This window comes from Embleya scabrispora (assembly GCF_002024165.1).
Classification (GTDB): Bacteria; Actinomycetota; Actinomycetes; order Streptomycetales; family Streptomycetaceae; genus Embleya; species Embleya scabrispora_A.
Genome location: NZ_MWQN01000004.1, coordinates 249,477 through 268,707, shown reverse-complemented (window position 1 = coordinate 268,707; position 19,231 = coordinate 249,477). Strand labels below are relative to the sequence as shown.

The window sequence follows — 19,231 nt, the reverse complement described above, 5'->3', positions numbered from 1 at the left end:
AATGCGGGATCCCGACGATCTTGTACATCGCAAAGCCCGAGATGTGAGCACAAGCACATGCATAGCCGGCGAGGCCGTACAACCGGATGTATGGCCGGCGATACAAGTACAACCGGGGGAATTGCCGGGCATAAGGCAGCAAAAGCCGGTATGGCCGGCAGTGGAGCGGCCTCGCCGAGCAGGCGTCCTGCCCGAGCAAGGCGAAATGGCACACGAGCCGCCTTCCGGCAGCCGACCTTCCTCCCGTGTGTACGGATCGCCGCACGGACCGACGAGCAGAACGACAGGCCCGCGCCGCAGGGGAGTCGGTTCAACCGAGGCGTCGTCGAAGTGGAAGAGCGCCGAGCCCAAGCGCGAACGATTTCGCCGGCGCGGCGCCGGATCGGTCGCCGATCCGTCCGGCGGTGGGGGCGTGTCGAGCGCACCGCGTGGCGGCCTCGACCCGCCGGCCGCTCGGGCGCCTCGCCGCCTCGAAGGTGTCGGAGATCGCGTCGGCTCGGGAAAGCGCGCCCGGCGCCGAGCGCCCACGGGCCCCGGATCACCCATGTGCTTCGCTCAAGTCCCCATATCGTGCAAACTGCTCAATTCGTTATTAATGTGATGTTTTGTGCTTGATACCTATGACACGGTCCTCGTCTCCGGTGGTCTCGGTTTCATCGGAACGCACATGACCCGCGCCCTCCTCGCCCTCGGAAAGCGGGTGAGGATCATCGACACCGGCCGCACCTCGCTCTCGGAGAACCCCCCGCCGGGGGTCACGCTGTTCCCGGTGGACATTCGCGAGACGGACAAGGTTGCCGAACTGGCAGCCGGGGCGGACCTCGCCTTCCACATCGCCGCCAACGCCAACGGAACCTTGTCGGTCACCGAGCCGCGCCTGGACTTCGAGATCAACGCGCTCGGCACGTTCTCGTTCGCCGAGGCGATGCTTGCCGCCGGGGTGCGGCGGGTCGTGTACGTGTCGTCCGCGTCCACGTACGGCACACCGCGCAGATTCCCCATGGACGAGGAGCATCCGAACCGGCCCTTCGTCCCCTACGGCGCGTCCAAACTCGGCGGGGAGGTCTCCTGCCTGGCCCTGCATCACGCGCGGGGGCTGCCGGTGGTCGTGGGTCGGCCGTTCTGCGTCTACGGCCCCGGCGAAAACCCGCGCGAGGCAATGGTCGAGGTCGGGCGGTTCCTGCGCTGGCACCTCAATGGCGCGCCGATCCAGATCGTCGGCGACATCGACCGCAAGACCCGCGATTTCGTATACGTCACCGACCTGGTCGCCGGACTGCTGACGCTCGCCGACCGGGGTCGACTGGGAGAGGTGTACAACATCGGCTCGGGCACCGAGACCTCGATGCGCCGACTCGTCGACGTGATCGGCGCGGCCACCGGGCGCGAACCCGCCGTCGAGGTGATTCCGGAGATCGAGGACGACACCTACCGTCTCGTCGCGGACATCACGAAGATCAGGACGCTCGGATACCGCCCCGAAGTGTCCCTGCACGACGGCGTACAGGCCGTGGCGCAGGCGCTCGGACCCGCCCCCGAACCGCCCGGCGCCCCCACCATCTTCGCCCTGGGCCAACACGCCGAACGCTGACCGCGACGCCGGCCTCGCCCGCTACCGCAGTCACCCTTCCTCGTTCCCGTAGGCGGTTGGGCGGGCACGGGGCGCGGGGTGGGGCTCAGACCGTGGGCTCGGGGGCCATGTAGGCGTCGAACCAGGCCAGGACGCGGGCGCAGTGGTCGATCACGGCGGGGAAGCCGCTTACTCCGTGGCCCTCTTGGGGGTAGACGACGAGTGTCGATTCCACGTCCGACTCCACCAGCGCGCGGTGGAACTCCCGGGCTTGTCCGGGCGGGGTGCACCGGTCGAGGGCGCCCCCCGTCAGGAGGGTGGGCGTGCGCACGTTCGACGCGTGGCGCAGGGGGCTGCGCTCGACGTAGTGGCCGGTGAATGAGCGTGGCTCGTCGGCCAGGAAGGTCCGGTCGAAGTGCGGCATGTTGGTGGTGTGGTGGAGTGAGATCCAGTCGGTGACCGGCGCGGTGGGCGCCGCCGCCGCGAACCGCTCGTCCTGGGTGATCAGCCACGCGGACAGGAATCCGCCGTACGAGCCGCCCATCACGCCGAGCCGCTCCGGATCGGCGATGCCCCGGGCGACCATCGCGTCGATCCCCGACAGTACGTCCTGCGCGCCGGCACCGCCCATGTCGCCGAACACCCCCTCGGCGAACCGCTGTCCGCGGCCGGCGCTGCCACGCGGGTTCGGGTTGAGGACCGCGTACCCGCGACTCACCAGCAGGGGTGTGCCCTGGAAGGCCAGTGACCAACTGTTGCGGAAGCTCCAGACCGGACCGCCGTGCAGGTGGGTGATCAGCGGAAACGGCCCGGGGCCGGCCGGTCGGCACAGGATCCCCTGAATCGCCGTGCCGTCGGGGGCAGTCCAGGTCACCTCCTCGGCGACACCCGCCTTCGCACTCACGTAGTCCGCGCCCGGGTGGGTCAGCGACGCGACCGTACGGACCGACCGGCCCGCCACGATCGCCAGTTCCGGAAAGCGGTCCCAGCCGTGCCGGACGCCGGCGTGCCCGTGCGGAGAGAAGGACAGTTCGGGGTATCGGCCGCCGAACGTCTCGGTGCCTCGCCAGACCTCGGTGACCTTGCCGGAGGCCCGATCGACCTCCCCGACCACCGTGTCCAGCCCGCCTATTCCGGCCCACCCGAGCCGATCCTCGGCCGGCCAGCCGGTCGAGGTCACGTCGACGCCGTTCGTGTCGATCCGTACCGAATCCGCGGCGCCCCCGGCCGAATCCACCGCGATCAGCACCAGGTCCCCGGCGACCACCCCGCGATCGGAGCACAGCGCCTCCACCACGGCCACCGCGCGGCCCGACGGTGACGCGGACGGCACACCGAACTGCCGCCCGCCGGTGCGCAGTACGGTCTCCGACCCGTCGGCCACGGCGATCCGACGAAGGTCGGCGGTGTACCAGGACTCCTCACCGGCGCCCGAGCCGGCCACGCACACCAGTGCGTCGGGGCCCGCCCAACACGCCTCCCACACATTCGTCCCGGCCCGGCTGACCTGCCGCACGGTCCCGTTCCCCGGCTCTGTGCCCAGCTCCGCGATCCACACCGAACGTGCCCCGTCCTCGGACGAGTTCGAGTCGACCTCGGGCGCCCAGTCGGGCATCTCCCCGGGCCCGTCCGCGATCGTCCCGGAGCCCTGACCGCCGGCGAGGTCGGCGCCGTACGCGGCCACTCCGAGCAGCAGCGCCGAACCGTCCGGCGACCAACTCAGGTATTCCACCGCGCCGCCGGGCACCCGGGGCCGCCACACGCTCGTCCCGGTGGCCACGTCGAGTACGTCGAGCTGGAAGTCGCCCGGGCTCTCGGCGTCGGTGAGGTGGGCGAGCAGCCTCCCGTCCGGTGAGAACCGGGGCATGCGTTGGCTGCCCGCGCCCTCGGTCAGGATCCGGACGCGGGTCGCCTCTGCCACACACACGCGGGTGCGCGGACGGCCGACGAGCTCGGTGAACACCGAACCGGTAAAGGCGATCGCCGCGCCGTCGGGCCGGATGCTCGGATCGGCCGCCGCGTGCGGCGCGCCGAACGCCGGCTCGTGCAGTCGCCGGAAGTGCCGTTCGACGGTGTCGAAGTAATCGGGAGTCAACACAAACTCCATTCGATGTGTCGGTCGGGCGCCCCGCATCCGGCGCCACGTCGACATCCCGGGGCACGGGCCGCGGGGGCGGGGCCGCGTGGAGGCCGGTCGGTGGGGGTCTCCGGGGGTGGGCGGCCGGCCGGTCGTTGTCCTGGCCGGCGAGGGTCGGTTCCGTGATCCGTCGGAGCAACAATCGTTTCACGCCGCCGAGTTGCACCGCCGCGGCCCGGGCTGGGACTGACGGCGATCATGCGGGTGAACCGTTCTCCGGCGAATCCGATCACGGGGTCCTGTCGTTCGATCCCGCCAACTTTACGGCCATGGTGATTTTCGAGAGGAAAGGCTATCCCGGCCGGGCGGGACTGTCCGACCCGGCGACCCCGGACCCGCCCGCGTGGCACGGCACACCCGGGGCCGGCCCACAGGCAAGCCTTGCCCCAACGGGGGCCTCGGTGCCCGACTTTCTGCTCCCGAAGAGGCCGACCGCCCTGGTCGTTCAACCAATTTGGTTTTCCGTCGCGTCGACCTGGTGAAGGCGACGACGGTGCCGGCCGGGCCGGCGGCGGACACCTCCGCGTCGTAGAGCGGGCGGATCGGACCGCACGGGTCCGGCGGCGTGCCCCTGGGCCGCGCCGCCGGACCCGTGCTCACACCGACGTCAGAACGTGACGTCCGAGCACGAGTAGAACGCGTTGTTGGTGTCCGCCACGTCCCAGACGGCGAAGACCACCGCGCGGCCGGTGCGCCCGGCCGGCAGCGTGCCGGTGTGGGAGGTGAGCGCGGCCGGCTTCGCACCCTGGTAGGGCACGGTCAGGAACGGCGTGCTCTCCAATTGGGCGCGGGTGATCGGCGTGGTGGGATCCCAACTCGGCTTGGTGACGTAGTACCGGAACGTGCTGGTCGAGTGGCGTGCGGTGATCTTCCAGGTGAAGGTCGTGGAAGCGCCCGAAGTCACGGCCGTGGCGGGCCAGTTGCCCCCGCGCGGGTCGTCGAGCGGAGACCAGCGACCGTCGGCGCCGGCGCACAGCCTGCCGTCGGCCGGGCCACCGGACGGGTAGCCCTTGGGGCCCTCGACGCTCATGGGCTCCCACTGGATCTGGCCGCAGTTCCTGACGGTGCCGTTTCCGCACAGCGCGGAACGGCTGGCCGGTCCGGTGACGAACCCATGGGACGCGGCGGGGCTCGCCAGCATCAGCGGGGCGGCGACAGCGGACGCCGCCAGCGCCGACACGGTCGACACGATGGTCCTTTTGCGCATGGAACTCTCCTCGTGGACGAAGACATGCGGAGACAAGGACCGCTCGGCCACCGAAAGCAGTGGTGATGGGGACGCCGTACGGTGTCCGAGCGTGCCTTGCCGGGGACGTGCGCCCTCAAGGTAGAAGGACCGGGACCCCCCGGGCAATGGTCTGGACCATTCTCGTTCGGGAGAGCCGCTGCGATCCGGCGCACGTGATGCCCGAAAAACGATGTCTGCGGGACTGCCGGAGCCCGACTCGAGACGTCTTGGCCACCGCGGGCGGCACCATGTGGTGCGGTGCGGGCGGAACTTCCCGTGCCGGGCGGGCCGGCCGCGGGCACGAGGCGCCTCATGGCCCCAGGTTCGGTCGTCCGGGCCGCGGGCCCTGGGGCGGAATGTTCGAGCGTCGCCGGACCGCCGTCAGCGACCGCCGCGCGGCATCGTCGCGGGCCGTTTCGGCGCGCTTGGCTCGCGCCGGTGGCCGGTCGGGTCGGGACCGAGTGCCCGCTTGCGCAAGTCGGCCAATTCGGCCGCCTGTCGGCGGGACGAAGCGGGCAAGGCGGCCTCGACGCGTTTCTGGGCCGTGCGCACGGCTTCGGGGAGATCGCTCTGCCGCTGGCAGGCGGCGTCCCGCTCGGCCAGACGGAGTTCGCGGCGGCCGACGGCCTGAAGAGCCACACGGTCGCCGCCGGCGTCGTGCGCGGCATTCTGGATGGCGCCGCGCGCATCCTGCAGGGTCGCGAACTGCTCGCCGTTGGCGCGCATGCAGTCGGCCCACCTCCGCTGCGCGCTGCGGAACCCCGGGTCGGCGAGGACTTGGTCGATCACCCGTGTAGTCAGCCCCGCGACGGTGAGTGCGGCCTGCTCCCACTCGCTGCCGTACAGCGCCATCCGTCCGAGGTAGACGCAGCCGTCCGTGTTGATTCGCAGGTCCGGACTGTCCGGCGCGCTGAGCGTGCGCTCGTCCTTGCCCGTTCCCGTCAGCGCGGCACGCCAGGCGGCGCGGCCCTCGGGGTCCAAGCGGGCGAGGAGTTCCGCGTTGGGATCGTCGGGTGGCCCGGCGAGGAGGTCGGCGGTGAGGCCGTACCCGTTCCGCGCGGCCTGCGTCTCGGTCAGCAATCCGTACGGGTTCTCCGCCACCGCGCGACCGGCGGGAACCTCACGGTACGAGAGGCCCCGCTGCCGCATGCAGGCGGCGACGGCCCGCTCCTCGGACTCGTGGAGGAACCTCTCCTGTTCCGGGGAGGCCACGGCTGCCCCGTCGAAGGGGGCGGGCAGCGGGTCGTCGCCCCGGTGGGCGGGTCCTCGGGAGCACCCGCCCACCACCAGCAGGCACAGAGCGATCACGACCGCTGGTCGGGAACGTGTCCTCAACACCATTTATTGGAGGCGATGTTCTTGTAGTACGGGGTGCCGGAGAGGTTGCCGATGCCGTAGCCGCGGGGGATGGCCTGGTGGCTGCCGGTCTTGTTGAGGCCGCTGTAGATGGTCACGGTGCACTGGGTTCCGCTGTTGGACACCGACACCGCGTTGTTGAACTTGTTGTACTGGAGCAGGTTGTTGTTGTCGCCGTATACCGTGCCCGGGTCGCCCGCATAGTTCGCGGACAGGTACGCGCAGAGTGCACCCGAGGGGCACGGGTCGGCGACGGCCGGCGTGGCCGATCCCACGGCCAGGCCCATGGCGGCTGCCGCGATCGCGGCACCGCTCGCCGTCAACTTCCTGAGCATGATCATCCCTTTCGTTGTCCACCGGAACTTCGGCCCGGGTCGGCGGCCGGGACAGGGCGATCGCGCGAACCGATCGCCCTGCAACAGCCGATGAGCGGTTGTTTCACCGAATACCGCGGGGCGGCGACCACGTCCGTTCCGAGCCGAGAGGGAGAGCACGACGCCGGCACGGGGATCGTGCGTCCGAGGCCGCCGCCGAAGACCTCGTCGAACAGTGTCGCGTCGGGACCGGCGTCGCGTCGGCGCCGGCCGATACAGGGCGAACAAGCACCGAACCGACTCCGGTTCAGGGGAGTCCGGGCGACGGTCCCCTTGTCCATGTCCGTTCCTCTGCCTCGTGCGACGTCCGCCGGTCGGACGACCGCGGTTCGCATCCGACGTTAGGAGAACGAGCAAGGTGCAAACCAGATGGTTTTGAGACTTTGTAGCTTTATGCCTCTATCCGGAGGGATCACCGGTTATGTGTCGCCCGACGCTGGTGACGGTTCCGCAACTCGGACGCCACGATCGGCGACGGTTTTCGCGACACCGTCCCCGGGCGTCGACCGCCGGCCGAAACCGCCCGTGTGTCGCGGTCGAACACGAACGGATCCGCGACTCGGGCGGGAAGCCCATCGAATCGCCGCGATCGCAACGGCGAACCGGCCCGCCGCATCGGCGCCGCCGCGGCCGACAAGCTCACCCCGGTCGCCTTGAACTCGGGGGCATATCAACGTTGTTGGCTCTTGCCGACGCCGACCTGGCCGTGGAGCCGGCCTTCGAGCTGTACGACAATGCCGGCGCGGTCTGCCCGGCGGCCACCCGGTTGCTCGTCGACGCCGCCGTTGCCGGCCCTGGCCTGCGGGGCCGGCGTCATACTCGCGGTAGCCGTTCGGGCCGGGTAGCCGCCCGGGTGTACGCCCGGCGGTGGACGCTCGGTGGGGAGGGCGCCGGCTACGATCGGCCCGTGCCCGCAGACAGTTCGTCTCCGCCGATCTCGACCCCGGTGCCCACGAAGCCGCGCTCGCCGCTTCGTCGACCCCGTCCGACCCTGTCCGCCGTTGTCCGTGCCGTGCGCGCCGCGCTGGTCGGCCTGATCGTGGTTGGCCTGTGGTTCGCGCTGCATCCGTGGTTGTATGCGGCGGAGCAGTCCTACACGATGGTGACGACGACGGCTGCGGCGATCGCGGCTGTGCTGCTCGCCTTGCCGCTGGGGCCGTTGCGCAAGCGGCCGTTGCCGGTGCTCGCGATCATGACGGCCGAGGCGATCGCGGCACTGCTCCTGCGCGACCGGGTCTGGCCGCTGATCCCGGCACTTGCCATTCTGGTCGGCCGGTACGCCGCCGATGCGTCGCGCCGTAACGGCACGGTGGCTGCCGGGCTGGTATGGGCCGCCTGGGGCGCCGCGTTCGTCGGCCGCTGGGCGGTCGACACCGACAGCGACGCCTTGGGCGACGTGCTCATCCAACTCGCGGCCGGTTTCGTCGTGTTGCTGATCGGCTGGATGATGGGCACCTCGGCCCGCCAACGCCACGACCACCTCCAGGCGCTGCACGCCGAGGCGGCGGCCCGCGCGGTATTGGCCGAACGGCTGCGGATCGCCCGGGAGTTGCACGACATGGTGGCGCACAGCATCGGCGTGATCGCGATCCAGGCGGGCGCGGCGAGCCTGGTCCTGGACTCGCAGCCGGCCGGCGCGCGCACCGCGCTCGACGCGATCGAGAGCACCAGTCGGCAGACCCTGGCGGAGCTGCGCCGGATGCTGGTCTCGCTGCGCCGGGTCGACGGGGACACCGGGCCCGGCGGCGCCCGGCTCGCGCCGGCGGTGGGCCTGGAGGGGGTCGAGCGGTTGGTCGCGACCGCGGCGGAGGCGGGTGTACGGGTGGACGTGACCTGGCACGGCCAACGGCGCCCGCTGCCACCCGAGATCGATCTGACCGCGTTCCGGATCATCCAGGAGTCGGTCACCAACACGGTGCGCCACTCCGGCACCCGGCGGTGTCGGGTCTGCGTGGAGTACTTGGCCGAGGAACTGGCGATCGAGGTGGTCGACGACGGCGGGGGCGGCGAGACCGGCACCACTTCGGCAGGTACCGGCTCGACCGGCACCGGTTCGGCCGGTGATGGCGGCCTCGGCATCGCCGGGATGCGCGAGCGGGTGGCCCTGGTCGGCGGGCGGTTCGGCGCCGGGGCGCGGCCCGAGGGCGGCTTCCGGGTCGCGGCCAGGTTGCCCGCGTGAGCACCCGCGTCGTCCTGGTCGACGACCAGGAACTGATCCGCGCCGGCCTGGGCATGGTCATCGCCGGCCTGCCCGACCTGGAGGTGGTCGGCGAGGCCGGCACCGGAACGCGCGCCGTCGAACTGGCCGCCCGACTGCGCCCGGACGTGGTGGTGATGGACATCCGGATGCCCGACATGGACGGCATCGAGGCCACCCGGATCATCACCGCCGAGTGCCCGGCCACCCGGGTCCTGGTGCTGACCACGTTCGACGACGACGAGAACGTGTACGGCGCGCTGCGCGCGGGCGCCGCCGGGTTCCTGGTCAAGGACATGGCCCTGGTGGACATCCTCGCGGCCGTCCGGGTGGTCGCCGACGGCGACGGCCTGATCGCACCGAGCGTCACCCGGCGCCTGATCGCCGAATTCGCCGGCCGCCCCGACCCCGCCGGCGTCCCGGGACGAGTGGCCCGCCCGGGCCCGGCGCTGTCCATCACCACCCGCGAACGCGAAGTACTCACCCTGGTCGGACGCGGCCTGACGAACACCGAGATCGCCGCCGAGCTGCACATCGGCCCCGCCACCGCCAAGACCCACGTCGGCCGCCTGCTGACCAAACTGGGCGCCCGCGACCGGGTGCAACTGGTCATCGCCGCCTACGAGGCGGGCCTGGTGGCCCCACCGAGCTGAGCCCGCGCCGTCGCGGCTCCGGTCCGGCCGAGGTCCACAGCCGCCGCACGCGCGTACGATCACAACCCCCGGCCCAGCGGCACCGAGCAGGCGGCGACCCGTACCCGGCACGATCAACGCGCGCCTGAGACCGGGTAGTTCGCGGATTCGCGCCCGCGCCTACCCTTCGCCCGTCGCCCCCCGCGCCTGGGCTTCGGGGCACCGCCGGCCGGGAGTCCCTGCCGGCGTTCGTCGCCCTTGGCCACCAACCGGGCCACTATATGGTGCAGTTCGTGCGTTGCCGGCCGCTTCGAACGACTTCGACGTACGGCCGGTGCGCCATCGTGGTCAGGTGGCGGCGGGGTGGGAGGGGGCGCGAGGGGCTCGGCGCCGGCCGGTCCGGGTGGGCGGGGGTTGGGGCGGGGGCGGTCCCGGGTCGGGGAGGGGCTGGAACGGGAGTTCGCCGCTGTAGCCGATCGCGAGGGCGAGCTGGCGGCCGGCCATGCGGCGTGCGTCGTCGAGGGACGGGGCGGCCGGGTCGGTGATCAGCCGGTTGGTCAGCCCGTCCAGGAGGGCCATGGCGACGGTGGCCGTCTCGTGCGGGTCGCAGTCGCGGAAGTCGCCGCGGTCGAGGCCGTCGACGACGACGGCGGCGAGCCGGTTCAGGATGCCGCGGCGCAGTTCGGCCAGGGCGTCGGCGAGTGGCGCGGATCGGGTGGAGCGGATCTCCAGTTCGCTCCACAGCCGGCATTCCAGGACGTCGTCGCGGGTCAGCGGGAGGCCGAAGTCGACCAGGTCGGCCAGGCGTTCGGCCGGCGTGTCCCGGTCGGCGTCGTCGGCGCGGGCTTCCAGGCGTGCTTCGGCGCGGGCCAGGGAGTAGGCGAGCGCGTCGGTCAGCAGGCGGTCGCGGCCGGTGAAGTGGTAGTGCACCAGGGCGGTGGAGACCCCGGCGTGACCGGCGATCTCGGCGAGGCGGACGCCGTCGAAGCCGTCGCGGGCGATGAGTTCCACCGCCGCCCGCAGGATGGCCTCGCGAGCGCCCGTGGAGCCGCCGGGCGCGGTGCCGGGCGGGTCGGTGCGGGGTGTCGGCGCGGTGGTGTCGATGCGGTTGCTCACGGTCTCGATCGTGGCACACCCCTTGCCCCGTCCGACTGTCTGACTTTAAAGTCAGTCGACATCCGGTGCTGACTTAAAAATCAGCTTTTCTCTTCAGGAGCAGCATGAGCCGCTACGGCACGATGTTCGGCCCCGACATCACCTTCCACGGAGTCGAGCCCTGCACCCTCGACGAGCCCGACACGTACCGGGATGCCGACGTCGTGATCGTCGGTGCGCCCTTCGACGGCGGGGTCAGCCACCGCCCCGGCACCCGGTTCGGCCCCCAGGCGATCCGGTCGACCGACTACCTCGCGCCCGACGCCTCCCGCCCGTCGCTGCCGCTGCGCGTCGACGCCCTCGCCGACCTGCGCGTGGTGGACGCGGGCGACGTGGAGATGTTCGCCGGCGACATCGAGAACAGCATCACCGCCATCGAGAACGCCGTGTACACGATCGCCTCCTCCGGCGCGATCCCGCTCGTCCTCGGCGGCGACCACACCGTCGCCCTCCCGGACATCACCGGCGTGGCCCGCCACCACGGCTTCGGCCGGATCTCCGTCGTCCACTTCGACGCGCACGCCGACACCGCCCACATCGAGTTCGGACACCTGCACGGCCACGGCCAGCCGATGCGCCGCCTCTTGGAGTCCGGCGCGGTCCGCGGCGACCGGTTCCTCCAGATGGGCCTGCGCGGCTACTGGCCCGACGCGGAGACCCTGGACTGGATGGCCGACCGGGACATGCGCTCGTACGAGATGAGCGAGATCGTCGCCCGCGGCCTGGACACGTGCGTCGACGAGGCGATGGCCATCGCCCTCGACGACTGCGACGGCGTCTTCCTGTCCATCGACGTCGACGTCGTCGACCCGGGCATGGCCCCGGGCACCGGAACCCCCGAACCCGGCGGCCTCACCTCCCGGCAACTCCTGGACACCGTAAGGCGGTTGGCCTTCCAATTGCCCGTCGTCGGCGTGGACGTGGTCGAGGTGTCACCGCCCTACGACCACGCGGACATCACCGCCATGCTCGCCAACCGCATCGTCCTCGAATGCCTGTCCGGGATGGCTGCGCGTCGCCGCGGCGACACGTGGCGCCCCGACCGCCCGCTGCTCGAAGGACGCGGCCGCGCCGCACGGTGACCGACCACACCTCGCCGATCCACGCGGCGGCCGGGACCGCGCGCGACGTTCCGGCCGCCCGACACCCGGCACAGGCGCCACCGCCGGCCACCCGGAAGACGCCCCCGCTCCGCCCGTTCGCCCCCGAGCCCGGAAGGACGCCATGACCACGTCCGAAAGCGCCAGACACGCCGCGGCACCCGTCCACGAGCCCGCGCCCCACCAGGCCACCGACACCGTCCACGTCGAGACCCACGGCATCGAGCACATCCCCGAAACCGAGCGCTACGGCAAGCCCCGGGACATGTTCTTCGTCTGGGCCGGTGCCAACGTCAACTTCCTGTCGGTCATCCTCGGCGGCTCACTCGTCCTGCTCGGCCTCGACACCTGGCAGAGCATCGGCGTGATCGTGCTCGGCAACCTCTTCTGGGCCTTCAACGGCGTCCTCGCCATCACCGGCCCCGTCTCCGGAACCCCCTGCAGCGTCCTCACCCGCGCGACCTTCGGCATCCGCGGCAACCGCATCGGCACACTGGCCACCAACTGGTCCGTATGTGTGGCCTACGCCGCGGTCAACCTCGGCACGGGATCACTCGCCGGATACGCGCTCCTGGACCACCTCGGCGTCACCGTCACCACCACCGTCGAAGCCGCCGTGGTCACCGTCCTCGCCGGCGCCACCTCGCTCATCAGCGTGTACGGCCACCGCCTCATCCTGCGGCTCAGCCCGGTCTTCACCACGCTGCTCACACTCACCCTGGTCCTGCTCGCCTGCTTCGTCCTCGCGCACGCCGAACCCGGCCGCGCCCCCGACGGCGCCCCGCACGGCACCGACCTCGCCGCCGCCGCGCTCGTCGGCTTCACGATCATGGCGTCCGTCCCGCTCTCCTGGGGCAGCGGCGCCGACTACGCCCGCTACCTGCCCGCCGATGCCTCCCGGCGCGCCGTCGCATGGTGGACCATGCTCGGCGGTTACGTACCCACCGTCCTGCTCGGAATCGTGGGCGTCCTGGCCGGCACCGCCGTCGACATGACCGACCCGCAGACCTCCCTCGAAGCGATCGTGCCCGGCTGGTTCCACCCGCTGCTGCTGGCCGCCATCGTCACGGGCTCGGTCGCCAACAACATCCTCACCACCTACAGCTCCGGCCTCGCCCTGCAGGCCGTGGGCATCCGCATCGGACAGTGGGCGGCGGTCCTGCTGGACGGCGTCGCCGCTGCCGCCATCGCCGTGTACGCGCTGTTCGTCACCGACTTCCTCGACGCGCTGGGCGACGTGCTCGACCTCACCGTCGCCGTCCTGGGCCCCGCGCTCGCCGTCAGCGTCGCCGACGTACTCCTGCGCCGCAACCACTACCGCGGCCCCGAACTGCACAACGAGACCCCCACCAGCGCCTACTGGTACCACGGCGGTGTCAACCTCGCCGGGCTCGCCGCGCAACTCCTGGGCACCGGCGCCGCATTGTTGTGCCTCGACACGTGGTACAGCGGCCCCGTCGCGTCAGCGCTGAACGGAGCGGACATCTCCGCGCTGCTCGGCCCCCTCGTCGGCGGGGTGACGTACACAGTCCTCTTCCGCGCCCTTTACCGCCGACAGCTCCACCAGGTCCGCCAAGAGTCCGCCGCCCGATCCGCCCGGCCCGCCCCGACCGACGCCACCACCGCGACCACACCGACCACCGCCTGACCGCTTGCGGCACCGACCACTGCCACAACGGCGCTGCTCGGCAAACCACAACCGCCGCGGCGCGGCCCGCGCCCGGGTCGCCGCCCCCGTACCGCGATTCGACCCCGAACGAGCGGTGCTGCGCGCGCGCCACCGCACGCCGGCCACCCGTATGGACGCTTTCGCGAGCGCGGTGATCTACTTCGTGCCATGACGACCGTGACGAAGCTTCAGCCCGGCCCTGTGATCGACGAGACCGTCCGGCTCCTGGTCGAGCACTACGTCTTTCCCGAGACAGCCGGGCAACTCGCGGACCTGCTGCGCCGGCGCCATGCCGAAGGCGCCTACGCCGTCGACGACGCCGAGGAACTCGCCCGGCTGGTCACCGCGGACCTGCAGTCCGTCAACGGGGATCGGCATCTGAGCCTGCAGTACCACGCCGACCGGGTGCCCGAGAAGCAGGGGGCGGCGGTCCTGGAGTCCATCCGCGGGGACTTCGACACCTCGCTGGGGGGTGTACCCCGGGTCGCGTCGCTCGACGGAGGGATCGCGCTGCTGGAGCTGGCGCCGATGCTGTTTCCACTGGAGTGGGCCGCCGAACCGCTGAGCGCCGCGCTCGCCCTGACCTCCCGTGCCCAAGCGCTGATCGTCGACCTCCGGGCCAACCGGGGCGGCGACCCGGACACGGTCGCCTTCGTCTGCAGCCATCTGCTGGACAAGCGCACCCACCTCAACTCCATGTACTGGCGCGACGGCGAACGCACCGAGCAGTCCTGGAGCCAGCCGCACGTCCCCGGCGCCCGCTTCGGCGGCAGCAAGCCGGTGTACGTCCTGACCAGCAACCACACCTTCTCGGCCGCCGAGGAGCTGGCATACGACCTGCAGCAGCTCGGCCGCGCGGTGATCGTCGGCGAGCGCACCCGCGGCGGCGCACACCCTCGGGACGGCTGGACGGTGCACCCACACCTGGAAGCCTCGATCCCCATCGGGCGTGCCATCAATCCCGTCTCCGGCACGAACTGGGAAGGCACCGGCGTACAGCCGGACATCGCCTGCGCTCCCGCCGACGCGCTGGACCGCGCCCTCACCCTGGCCCGCGCCCGCTTGGCAGGCTGACCCCCGCCGGCACCGCGCGCAACGCCTCCCCATATGCCCCGTCGGCCCGCGTCTCGACGGCGTCCGGAAAGGCTCGCTCGGCGTGTCCCCGACGGGCGGCGACGCAGCGCCTCGACGTCGACGCCGGCGTGGCGAGTCTCGGGGGTGAGGCTCGTTTGGGCTTCGGTGGATTTCTCGTTGCGCTTTCAATACCGCCGGGGTCATCCGGCGGCGCGGTGTGTGGGCCTTGGCCTCGAGCCGTGGTGAGGGGCGGTCGTCACGGCGTCAGGAAGACGGCGGTGGCCTCGTCGGCGAGCGCGGCGGAGTGCGGGGCATCGGGATCGGTTTGCGCCAGGTGCAACAGCCCGAGGATGGCGGCGTAGGCGACCCGTGCGCGGGATGCGGCGCGGTCCGGGGGCAGGCCGAGTTCGCGGTAGGTGTGGGTCAGGAGTTCCAGTCGGGCCTGGTTCACCTTGCTGACCGCGTCCTTGACGCGGGGGTCGTTGCGGTCGCCGAGCAGGCTCAGGTGTACGGAGGGAGCCAGGGGTTGGACGGCCTGTACGACGACGGTGAGCAGGTCGCGCAACCGCGCCGCCGGGTCGGTGATCGCGGCGAATTCGGCGAGTGCTTCCGGGCCGTGGCTTCGCGTCCACTCCGCGAGTGCGGCCGTGATGAGCTCGTCGCGGTTGCGGTAGTGCGCGTAGAAGCTTCCCTTGGTCACGCCGAGGGTCCGCGCCAGGGGCTCGACCGCGACCGCCGCCAGCCCGCCGTCCGCCATTGCCCTCAGCGCGGCCTTCGCCCAGTCCTGGGCGGACAGGCGGAGCGAATCGTTCACCACGGGAGCATGATACGCCACCGTATTGACCCCGGACTCCCGGCGGGGATACGGTACCGTATCAATACGCCGCCGTATCAATACGCTGGGGTATCCGAGCGCGATGGGATGGAGAGCACATGGAGATTCGCCGAGTGGTCACCGGACACGACGCCGAAGGCAGGTCCCGCGTGGTCGACGACCGCGCTGTCGAGCCCATCACCTCCGAACTCATGCCCGGCTGCGCGGCCTACCGGCTGTGGGGGCGGGACGAGCGACCCACCTTCCCGGACGACGGCTCCCCGCGTCCTGCCCGGGCGTGGTATCCGCCGCAGGACGGATCGCGCTTCATGATCAACGTGATAGCGCCGGGCGAGCCGGCCCCGCCTTCGGATCTCGACACGCGGGCGGCTCTGGAGGAGTTGGACCGGACGATGCCGGGCGCGATGGCCGCGATGGAACCCGACGTCCCGGGGATGCACGTCACCGACAGCATGGACTACGTCCTGGTCGTCTCGGGCGAGGTCGCACTGGAACTCGACGACGGCGAGCAGACCCTGTTGCGGGCGGGCGACGTGGTTGTCCAGAACGGCACCCGACACGCCTGGCGCAATCAGGGCACCGAGCCCTGCACACTCGTCGGCGTCGCCATCGGCGCGGACCGCGCCCGCCCCACATAGGTCGGACCGCGCCACCGAGCGCCACGACGTCGGCTGCGTCGGTGTCGACCTGTGGTGCGACATGATTCCGTGCTGGAGACGACCCCCGACAAGAGCACGGTCGCGGACACCAAGAACGACAACACCCCCAAGCTCCACGAACAGGCCGCCGTCCTGCAGGCGCTCAAAGCCGAATCCCTCCCCGGGAGTGCGAAGGGCAGCGCGGCGTCCCACGAAGCCCTGGACACCTTTTCCTCCAGTGAAAACACCGGTTCGAGGGCGTGCGCAGCGGGATGGTGGAACGACGCGTCAAGGAGGGACGGCACCTGGCCCACCGGCGCAATCCCGCCGAGATCCGCCCGCGGACCGCGCCGCACGAGGCCCACAGCTCGGCTTTTGGCACCCACCCGGTGCCGTCTGCCTGCGGTCGTGTGAACGACCACACCGCTCGCGCTGCGACTCCTGGATCACCCGACCCGGCACGCGAGTTCGACCACGCCACCGCCAGGCCCGCGCCCGAACCGGTCGCCGCGGCCCGCTTCGTCGCGCGGCGCTCGGCCGGGAATCGCCCACGGCCGTGGCTCGACAGGCTCAGTCGCAGGTGTTCGGTCGGAGCTTCGGGCGGTGGTACGGATGCTCCGGCGCACGTCGTGCTCCAGCGTTTCGCGGACGGCTTGGAATCGGGTTGCCCACGACGCGCCCGGCGGGCAACCGAGCGTCGACGGCGGGGAGTTGGATGAACACGTGACCGTATACGACGTGGCCCGCCGGCTGCCCGCCGGCGCCGACCTACAGAACCTGCCCTCGGCGACGGCCAAAACCTCGGCGCCCGGACCCAGCCGTCGTGCGCGACGGATCGGTCGCGCACCCCTTCAAAGGCGGATTCGCCCCGATCGCGCATGACAACCCGCCGTCACCCGTCACAGCTCGTTCGGTGCGCGCTTTGAGCTGGGATGCCTCGACATCGCGCCTTGCGTTGCCTGGCCGGACGTGTCTGCCACAGGGCGGAGGTGGGCCGTTCTTCGGGAGCCGGCCCCTGGGCGTCGGTGGGTGCTGGGAAGGTGTGCGGCACGAGTTCAGCGACTGCGGCCGATTACGGCTGGATACCTTCCTCGTTCGTGTTTCCCCTGGGGCTGGAAGTCGGATACAGCTTGACGCTGGTGCGGGGTGTCCCGCCCGAGGAGGTGCTGCGGGTGATGGGGGCCGAGCCGGCCGGTGTGTGCCGGGGCGCCGATGAACTCTTCGAGCGGCAGGAGGAGCTTGTCGCCGAGGCCGACGAGTGGGACGAGTCCTTCATCGCCGGCGTATGCGCGGTGCCGGGCGAGGGCGGAGACTGGGCCCTCGTCCTGCACTTCGACGGAGGCATCGGCATGCGGCCGAGATTCCTGGAGACCCTGTCGGCAAGGTCGCGCGCCGTCACGCACTCCAGCAACGGGGGAAAACCCATCCACACGTTCGATTGGTACGAAGACGGGGAATTGCGGACCGGTTTCGAATGGCCCACGGTTCGCTACGGGAGCGCCCCCGACGACCTGCTCCCGATGATGCGCGAGTCCGGGTTCGACCTGCGCGAGGAGTCCGACGTCGACACCTACGACCGGAAAGCCGCAGTCCTCGCACTCGCCGAACGGCTGACCGGTGTGCGGCTGACGGAGGACCTGCTGGACAACTCCGCGTACCTGCTGGGGCATGTCCCGGAGGAACCCGCCCAGGAATGGACCAGCGTCGTGATCGACCTCACCGACGCGAACGGAGAGGGCTTCCACAGGGAAGTGACCCGCGAACAGGTCGAGCACGCGATGGAGCACCACCGGGCAGAGCGCGACCGGCCGCTCCGCCTGGACGAACCGTAGGAGGGACGTTCTCACGCGACCCGGTGCCCCGCACGCGCTGTGCTCCCCGATCGTCGTTGGACGAGCGTCCGTCCGGACGTGAGGTCGTGATGCGGCCCCGCTGCCTCATGGCGGAGGACGCCCGCTTGCCGAGCGGGCGTCCTCCGGCGGTGCTCGCGGCTCAGCCCTGGTTCTCGGCCTGGAACATCCAGCTCATCTTCTCCAGGTCTGCGGCGATGGTGATGAACAGGTCCTGGCTGACGGGGTCCGCCTCCTCGGTGGCCGCGATCCGCTCGCGCATGCGCTCGATCACCGCGCCGTAGACGCCGACGAAGTAACCGACCACGTCGGCGTCCTTGATCCAGCCGGAGTCCGGCTGGGGTACGCCGCTGCCCGCAGTGATGCTCGCGGCCCGGCCGTCGGGGTTGTACCCGATCGCCGAGGCCCGCTCGGCGACGGTGTCCGCGAACGTGCGTGCCGAGGCAACCACCTCGTCCAACTGGAGATGGATCGAGCGGAAGCGCGGGCCCACCACGTTCCAGTGCGTCTGCTTGGCGACGAGAGAGAGATCCAGCAGGTCGACGAGGGCGCCCTGGAGCGCCTCGCCGGTGATCTTGCGTGCATCGTCGGACAGGGGGCTCTTGACGACGGCCATGGTGCTACGACTCCTCGGGGTTGGTGTCGATTCGGTCACCGGGTCGGTGGACCCGGTGTACACGACATCGGATGCCCCGATTCCGTCGATCGATACTCCCGAGTGGGACAAACCACACTCGGTGGGGCGCGAAAACCCGGCGCCCCACGGCTTGGTGTTGCCGGCCAAGGTGCCTGATCCGGCCTCGCGGCAGGGCGGGGAACCCGCGTGGCGCTCGAACCCGCCGCGCGTGTCGATGCGATCGTCCGCCCCTGGGAGGTGGCTCAGGACCGGGCGATGGGGTTCGGGTACGCCTGCTCAGCCTTGAACGCGTTGGTCGTAGTCGGCTTGGTGCGCCCGAATCTCGTCCGTGTTGTCGACCGTCCAGGCGTACAACCGGCCGAACGGCTCCTGGAGGGATTCGCCGAGCGGGGTGAGGGAGTACTCGACCCCCACCGGCGAGGTGGGCAGCACGCGGCGCGTGATCATCCCGTTGCGCTCCAGGCGGCGCAGGGTCTGGGTCAAGACCCGCTGGGTCACGCCTTCGAGGCGGCGCTTGATCTCGTTGAACCGAGTGGGCTTGTCAAGGACTGCCATCACCATCATCGACCACTTGTCGGCGATCTGGTCGAGGATCGGGCGGCTGGGGCAGTCGGCCCGGTAGACGACGCCGGCGTCGGCGCCGGTTTCGGAAGTGGCCATGTCGGTATCCCTCGTGATCCTTGCGATGCCAAAAGTGCGTTATTGACGCCGGTCGCTCGCCATCGCACCGTAAGTATGCATCAGGAACCAGGTGCATATCAGGTACCGATCGGAGATCT

16 protein-coding genes are annotated in these 19,231 nt (G+C 71.0%); 8 read left to right on the top strand and 8 right to left on the bottom strand.

The window, feature by feature from the left end; genetic code table 11:
• Window positions 1-667 precede the first annotated feature (667 nt).
• On the top strand, window positions 668-1,591 hold the full coding sequence (locus B4N89_RS41725; RefSeq protein ID WP_078981843.1) for an NAD-dependent epimerase/dehydratase family protein: 924 nt from the start codon (window positions 668-670) through the stop codon (window positions 1,589-1,591).
• 85 nt (window positions 1,592-1,676) lie between these two features.
• Here the strand turns inward: B4N89_RS41725 and B4N89_RS41720 are convergent, their stop codons facing one another.
• The 4 genes from B4N89_RS41720 to B4N89_RS41705 form a co-directional block, all read right to left on the bottom strand.
• Window positions 1,677-3,668 carry an alpha/beta hydrolase family protein gene (locus B4N89_RS41720; RefSeq protein ID WP_235619294.1) on the bottom strand — a complete coding sequence of 664 codons (1,992 nt, stop codon included), beginning with the start codon at window positions 3,666-3,668 and terminating at the stop codon, window positions 1,677-1,679.
• A gap of 646 nt (window positions 3,669-4,314) precedes the next feature.
• Complete coding sequence (locus tag B4N89_RS41715; protein ID WP_078981841.1) at window positions 4,315-4,914, bottom strand: lytic polysaccharide monooxygenase auxiliary activity family 9 protein; 600 nt, start codon at window positions 4,912-4,914, stop codon at window positions 4,315-4,317.
• Between the two features lie 402 nt (window positions 4,915-5,316).
• Complete coding sequence (locus B4N89_RS41710) at window positions 5,317-6,243, bottom strand: hypothetical protein (protein ID WP_078981840.1); 927 nt, start codon at window positions 6,241-6,243, stop codon at window positions 5,317-5,319.
• A 23-nt stretch (window positions 6,244-6,266) separates the two neighbouring features.
• A complete protein-coding gene (locus tag B4N89_RS41705) occupies window positions 6,267-6,626 on the bottom strand; it encodes a peptidase inhibitor family I36 protein (protein WP_078982365.1) in 360 nt (119 codons plus the stop codon).
• A gap of 946 nt (window positions 6,627-7,572) precedes the next feature.
• Here B4N89_RS41705 and B4N89_RS41700 point away from each other — a divergent pair.
• The gene (locus tag B4N89_RS41700; RefSeq protein WP_235619293.1) at window positions 7,573-8,844 is read left to right on the top strand and encodes a sensor histidine kinase; all 1,272 of its coding nucleotides are present in this window, start codon (window positions 7,573-7,575) and stop codon (window positions 8,842-8,844) included.
• Window positions 8,841-9,515 carry a response regulator gene (locus tag B4N89_RS41695; protein ID WP_078981838.1) on the top strand — a complete coding sequence of 225 codons (675 nt, stop codon included), beginning with the start codon at window positions 8,841-8,843 and terminating at the stop codon, window positions 9,513-9,515. The genes B4N89_RS41700 and B4N89_RS41695 overlap by 4 nt, the downstream gene beginning before the upstream one ends.
• 327 nt (window positions 9,516-9,842) lie before the next feature.
• Here B4N89_RS41695 and B4N89_RS41690 read toward each other — a convergent pair whose 3' ends face one another.
• On the bottom strand, window positions 9,843-10,610 hold the full coding sequence (locus B4N89_RS41690) for a TetR/AcrR family transcriptional regulator (protein ID WP_101897530.1): 768 nt from the start codon (window positions 10,608-10,610) through the stop codon (window positions 9,843-9,845).
• Window positions 10,611-10,714: 104 nt separating this feature from the next.
• Between B4N89_RS41690 and speB the strand changes: the two genes are divergently transcribed.
• From speB to B4N89_RS41675, 3 genes are all read left to right on the top strand, one after another.
• Window positions 10,715-11,731, top strand: coding sequence for an agmatinase (gene speB / locus B4N89_RS41685; RefSeq protein ID WP_078981837.1), 1,017 nt, complete (start codon window positions 10,715-10,717; stop codon window positions 11,729-11,731).
• A 142-nt stretch (window positions 11,732-11,873) separates the two neighbouring features.
• Complete coding sequence (locus B4N89_RS41680; RefSeq protein WP_078981836.1) at window positions 11,874-13,397, top strand: purine-cytosine permease family protein; 1,524 nt, start codon at window positions 11,874-11,876, stop codon at window positions 13,395-13,397.
• A gap of 189 nt (window positions 13,398-13,586) precedes the next feature.
• Window positions 13,587-14,492, top strand: coding sequence for a S41 family peptidase (locus B4N89_RS41675; protein WP_078981835.1), 906 nt, complete (start codon window positions 13,587-13,589; stop codon window positions 14,490-14,492).
• A gap of 256 nt (window positions 14,493-14,748) precedes the next feature.
• Here the strand turns inward: B4N89_RS41675 and B4N89_RS41670 are convergent, their stop codons facing one another.
• The gene (locus B4N89_RS41670; protein WP_078981834.1) at window positions 14,749-15,309 is read right to left on the bottom strand and encodes a TetR/AcrR family transcriptional regulator; all 561 of its coding nucleotides are present in this window, start codon (window positions 15,307-15,309) and stop codon (window positions 14,749-14,751) included.
• Window positions 15,310-15,425: 116 nt separating this feature from the next.
• On the opposite strand from B4N89_RS41670, the gene B4N89_RS41665 reads away from it, so the two are divergent.
• Together B4N89_RS41665 and B4N89_RS41660 are read left to right on the top strand one after the other, a co-directional pair.
• Complete coding sequence (locus tag B4N89_RS41665; RefSeq protein WP_078981833.1) at window positions 15,426-15,965, top strand: cupin domain-containing protein; 540 nt, start codon at window positions 15,426-15,428, stop codon at window positions 15,963-15,965.
• 1,025 nt (window positions 15,966-16,990) lie between these two features.
• Window positions 16,991-17,797 (top strand): DUF6461 domain-containing protein, encoded by an 807-nt coding sequence (locus B4N89_RS41660; RefSeq protein WP_321170756.1) that lies wholly within the window; start codon window positions 16,991-16,993, stop codon window positions 17,795-17,797.
• Window positions 17,798-17,957: 160 nt separating this feature from the next.
• Here B4N89_RS41660 and B4N89_RS41655 read toward each other — a convergent pair whose 3' ends face one another.
• Both B4N89_RS41655 and B4N89_RS41650 read right to left on the bottom strand, forming a co-directional pair.
• Window positions 17,958-18,431 carry a Dps family protein gene (locus B4N89_RS41655; RefSeq protein WP_078981831.1) on the bottom strand — a complete coding sequence of 158 codons (474 nt, stop codon included), beginning with the start codon at window positions 18,429-18,431 and terminating at the stop codon, window positions 17,958-17,960.
• Between the two features lie 297 nt (window positions 18,432-18,728).
• Window positions 18,729-19,112 (bottom strand): winged helix-turn-helix transcriptional regulator, encoded by a 384-nt coding sequence (locus tag B4N89_RS41650; protein ID WP_078981830.1) that lies wholly within the window; start codon window positions 19,110-19,112, stop codon window positions 18,729-18,731.
• Between the last annotated feature and the right edge of the window lie 119 nt (window positions 19,113-19,231).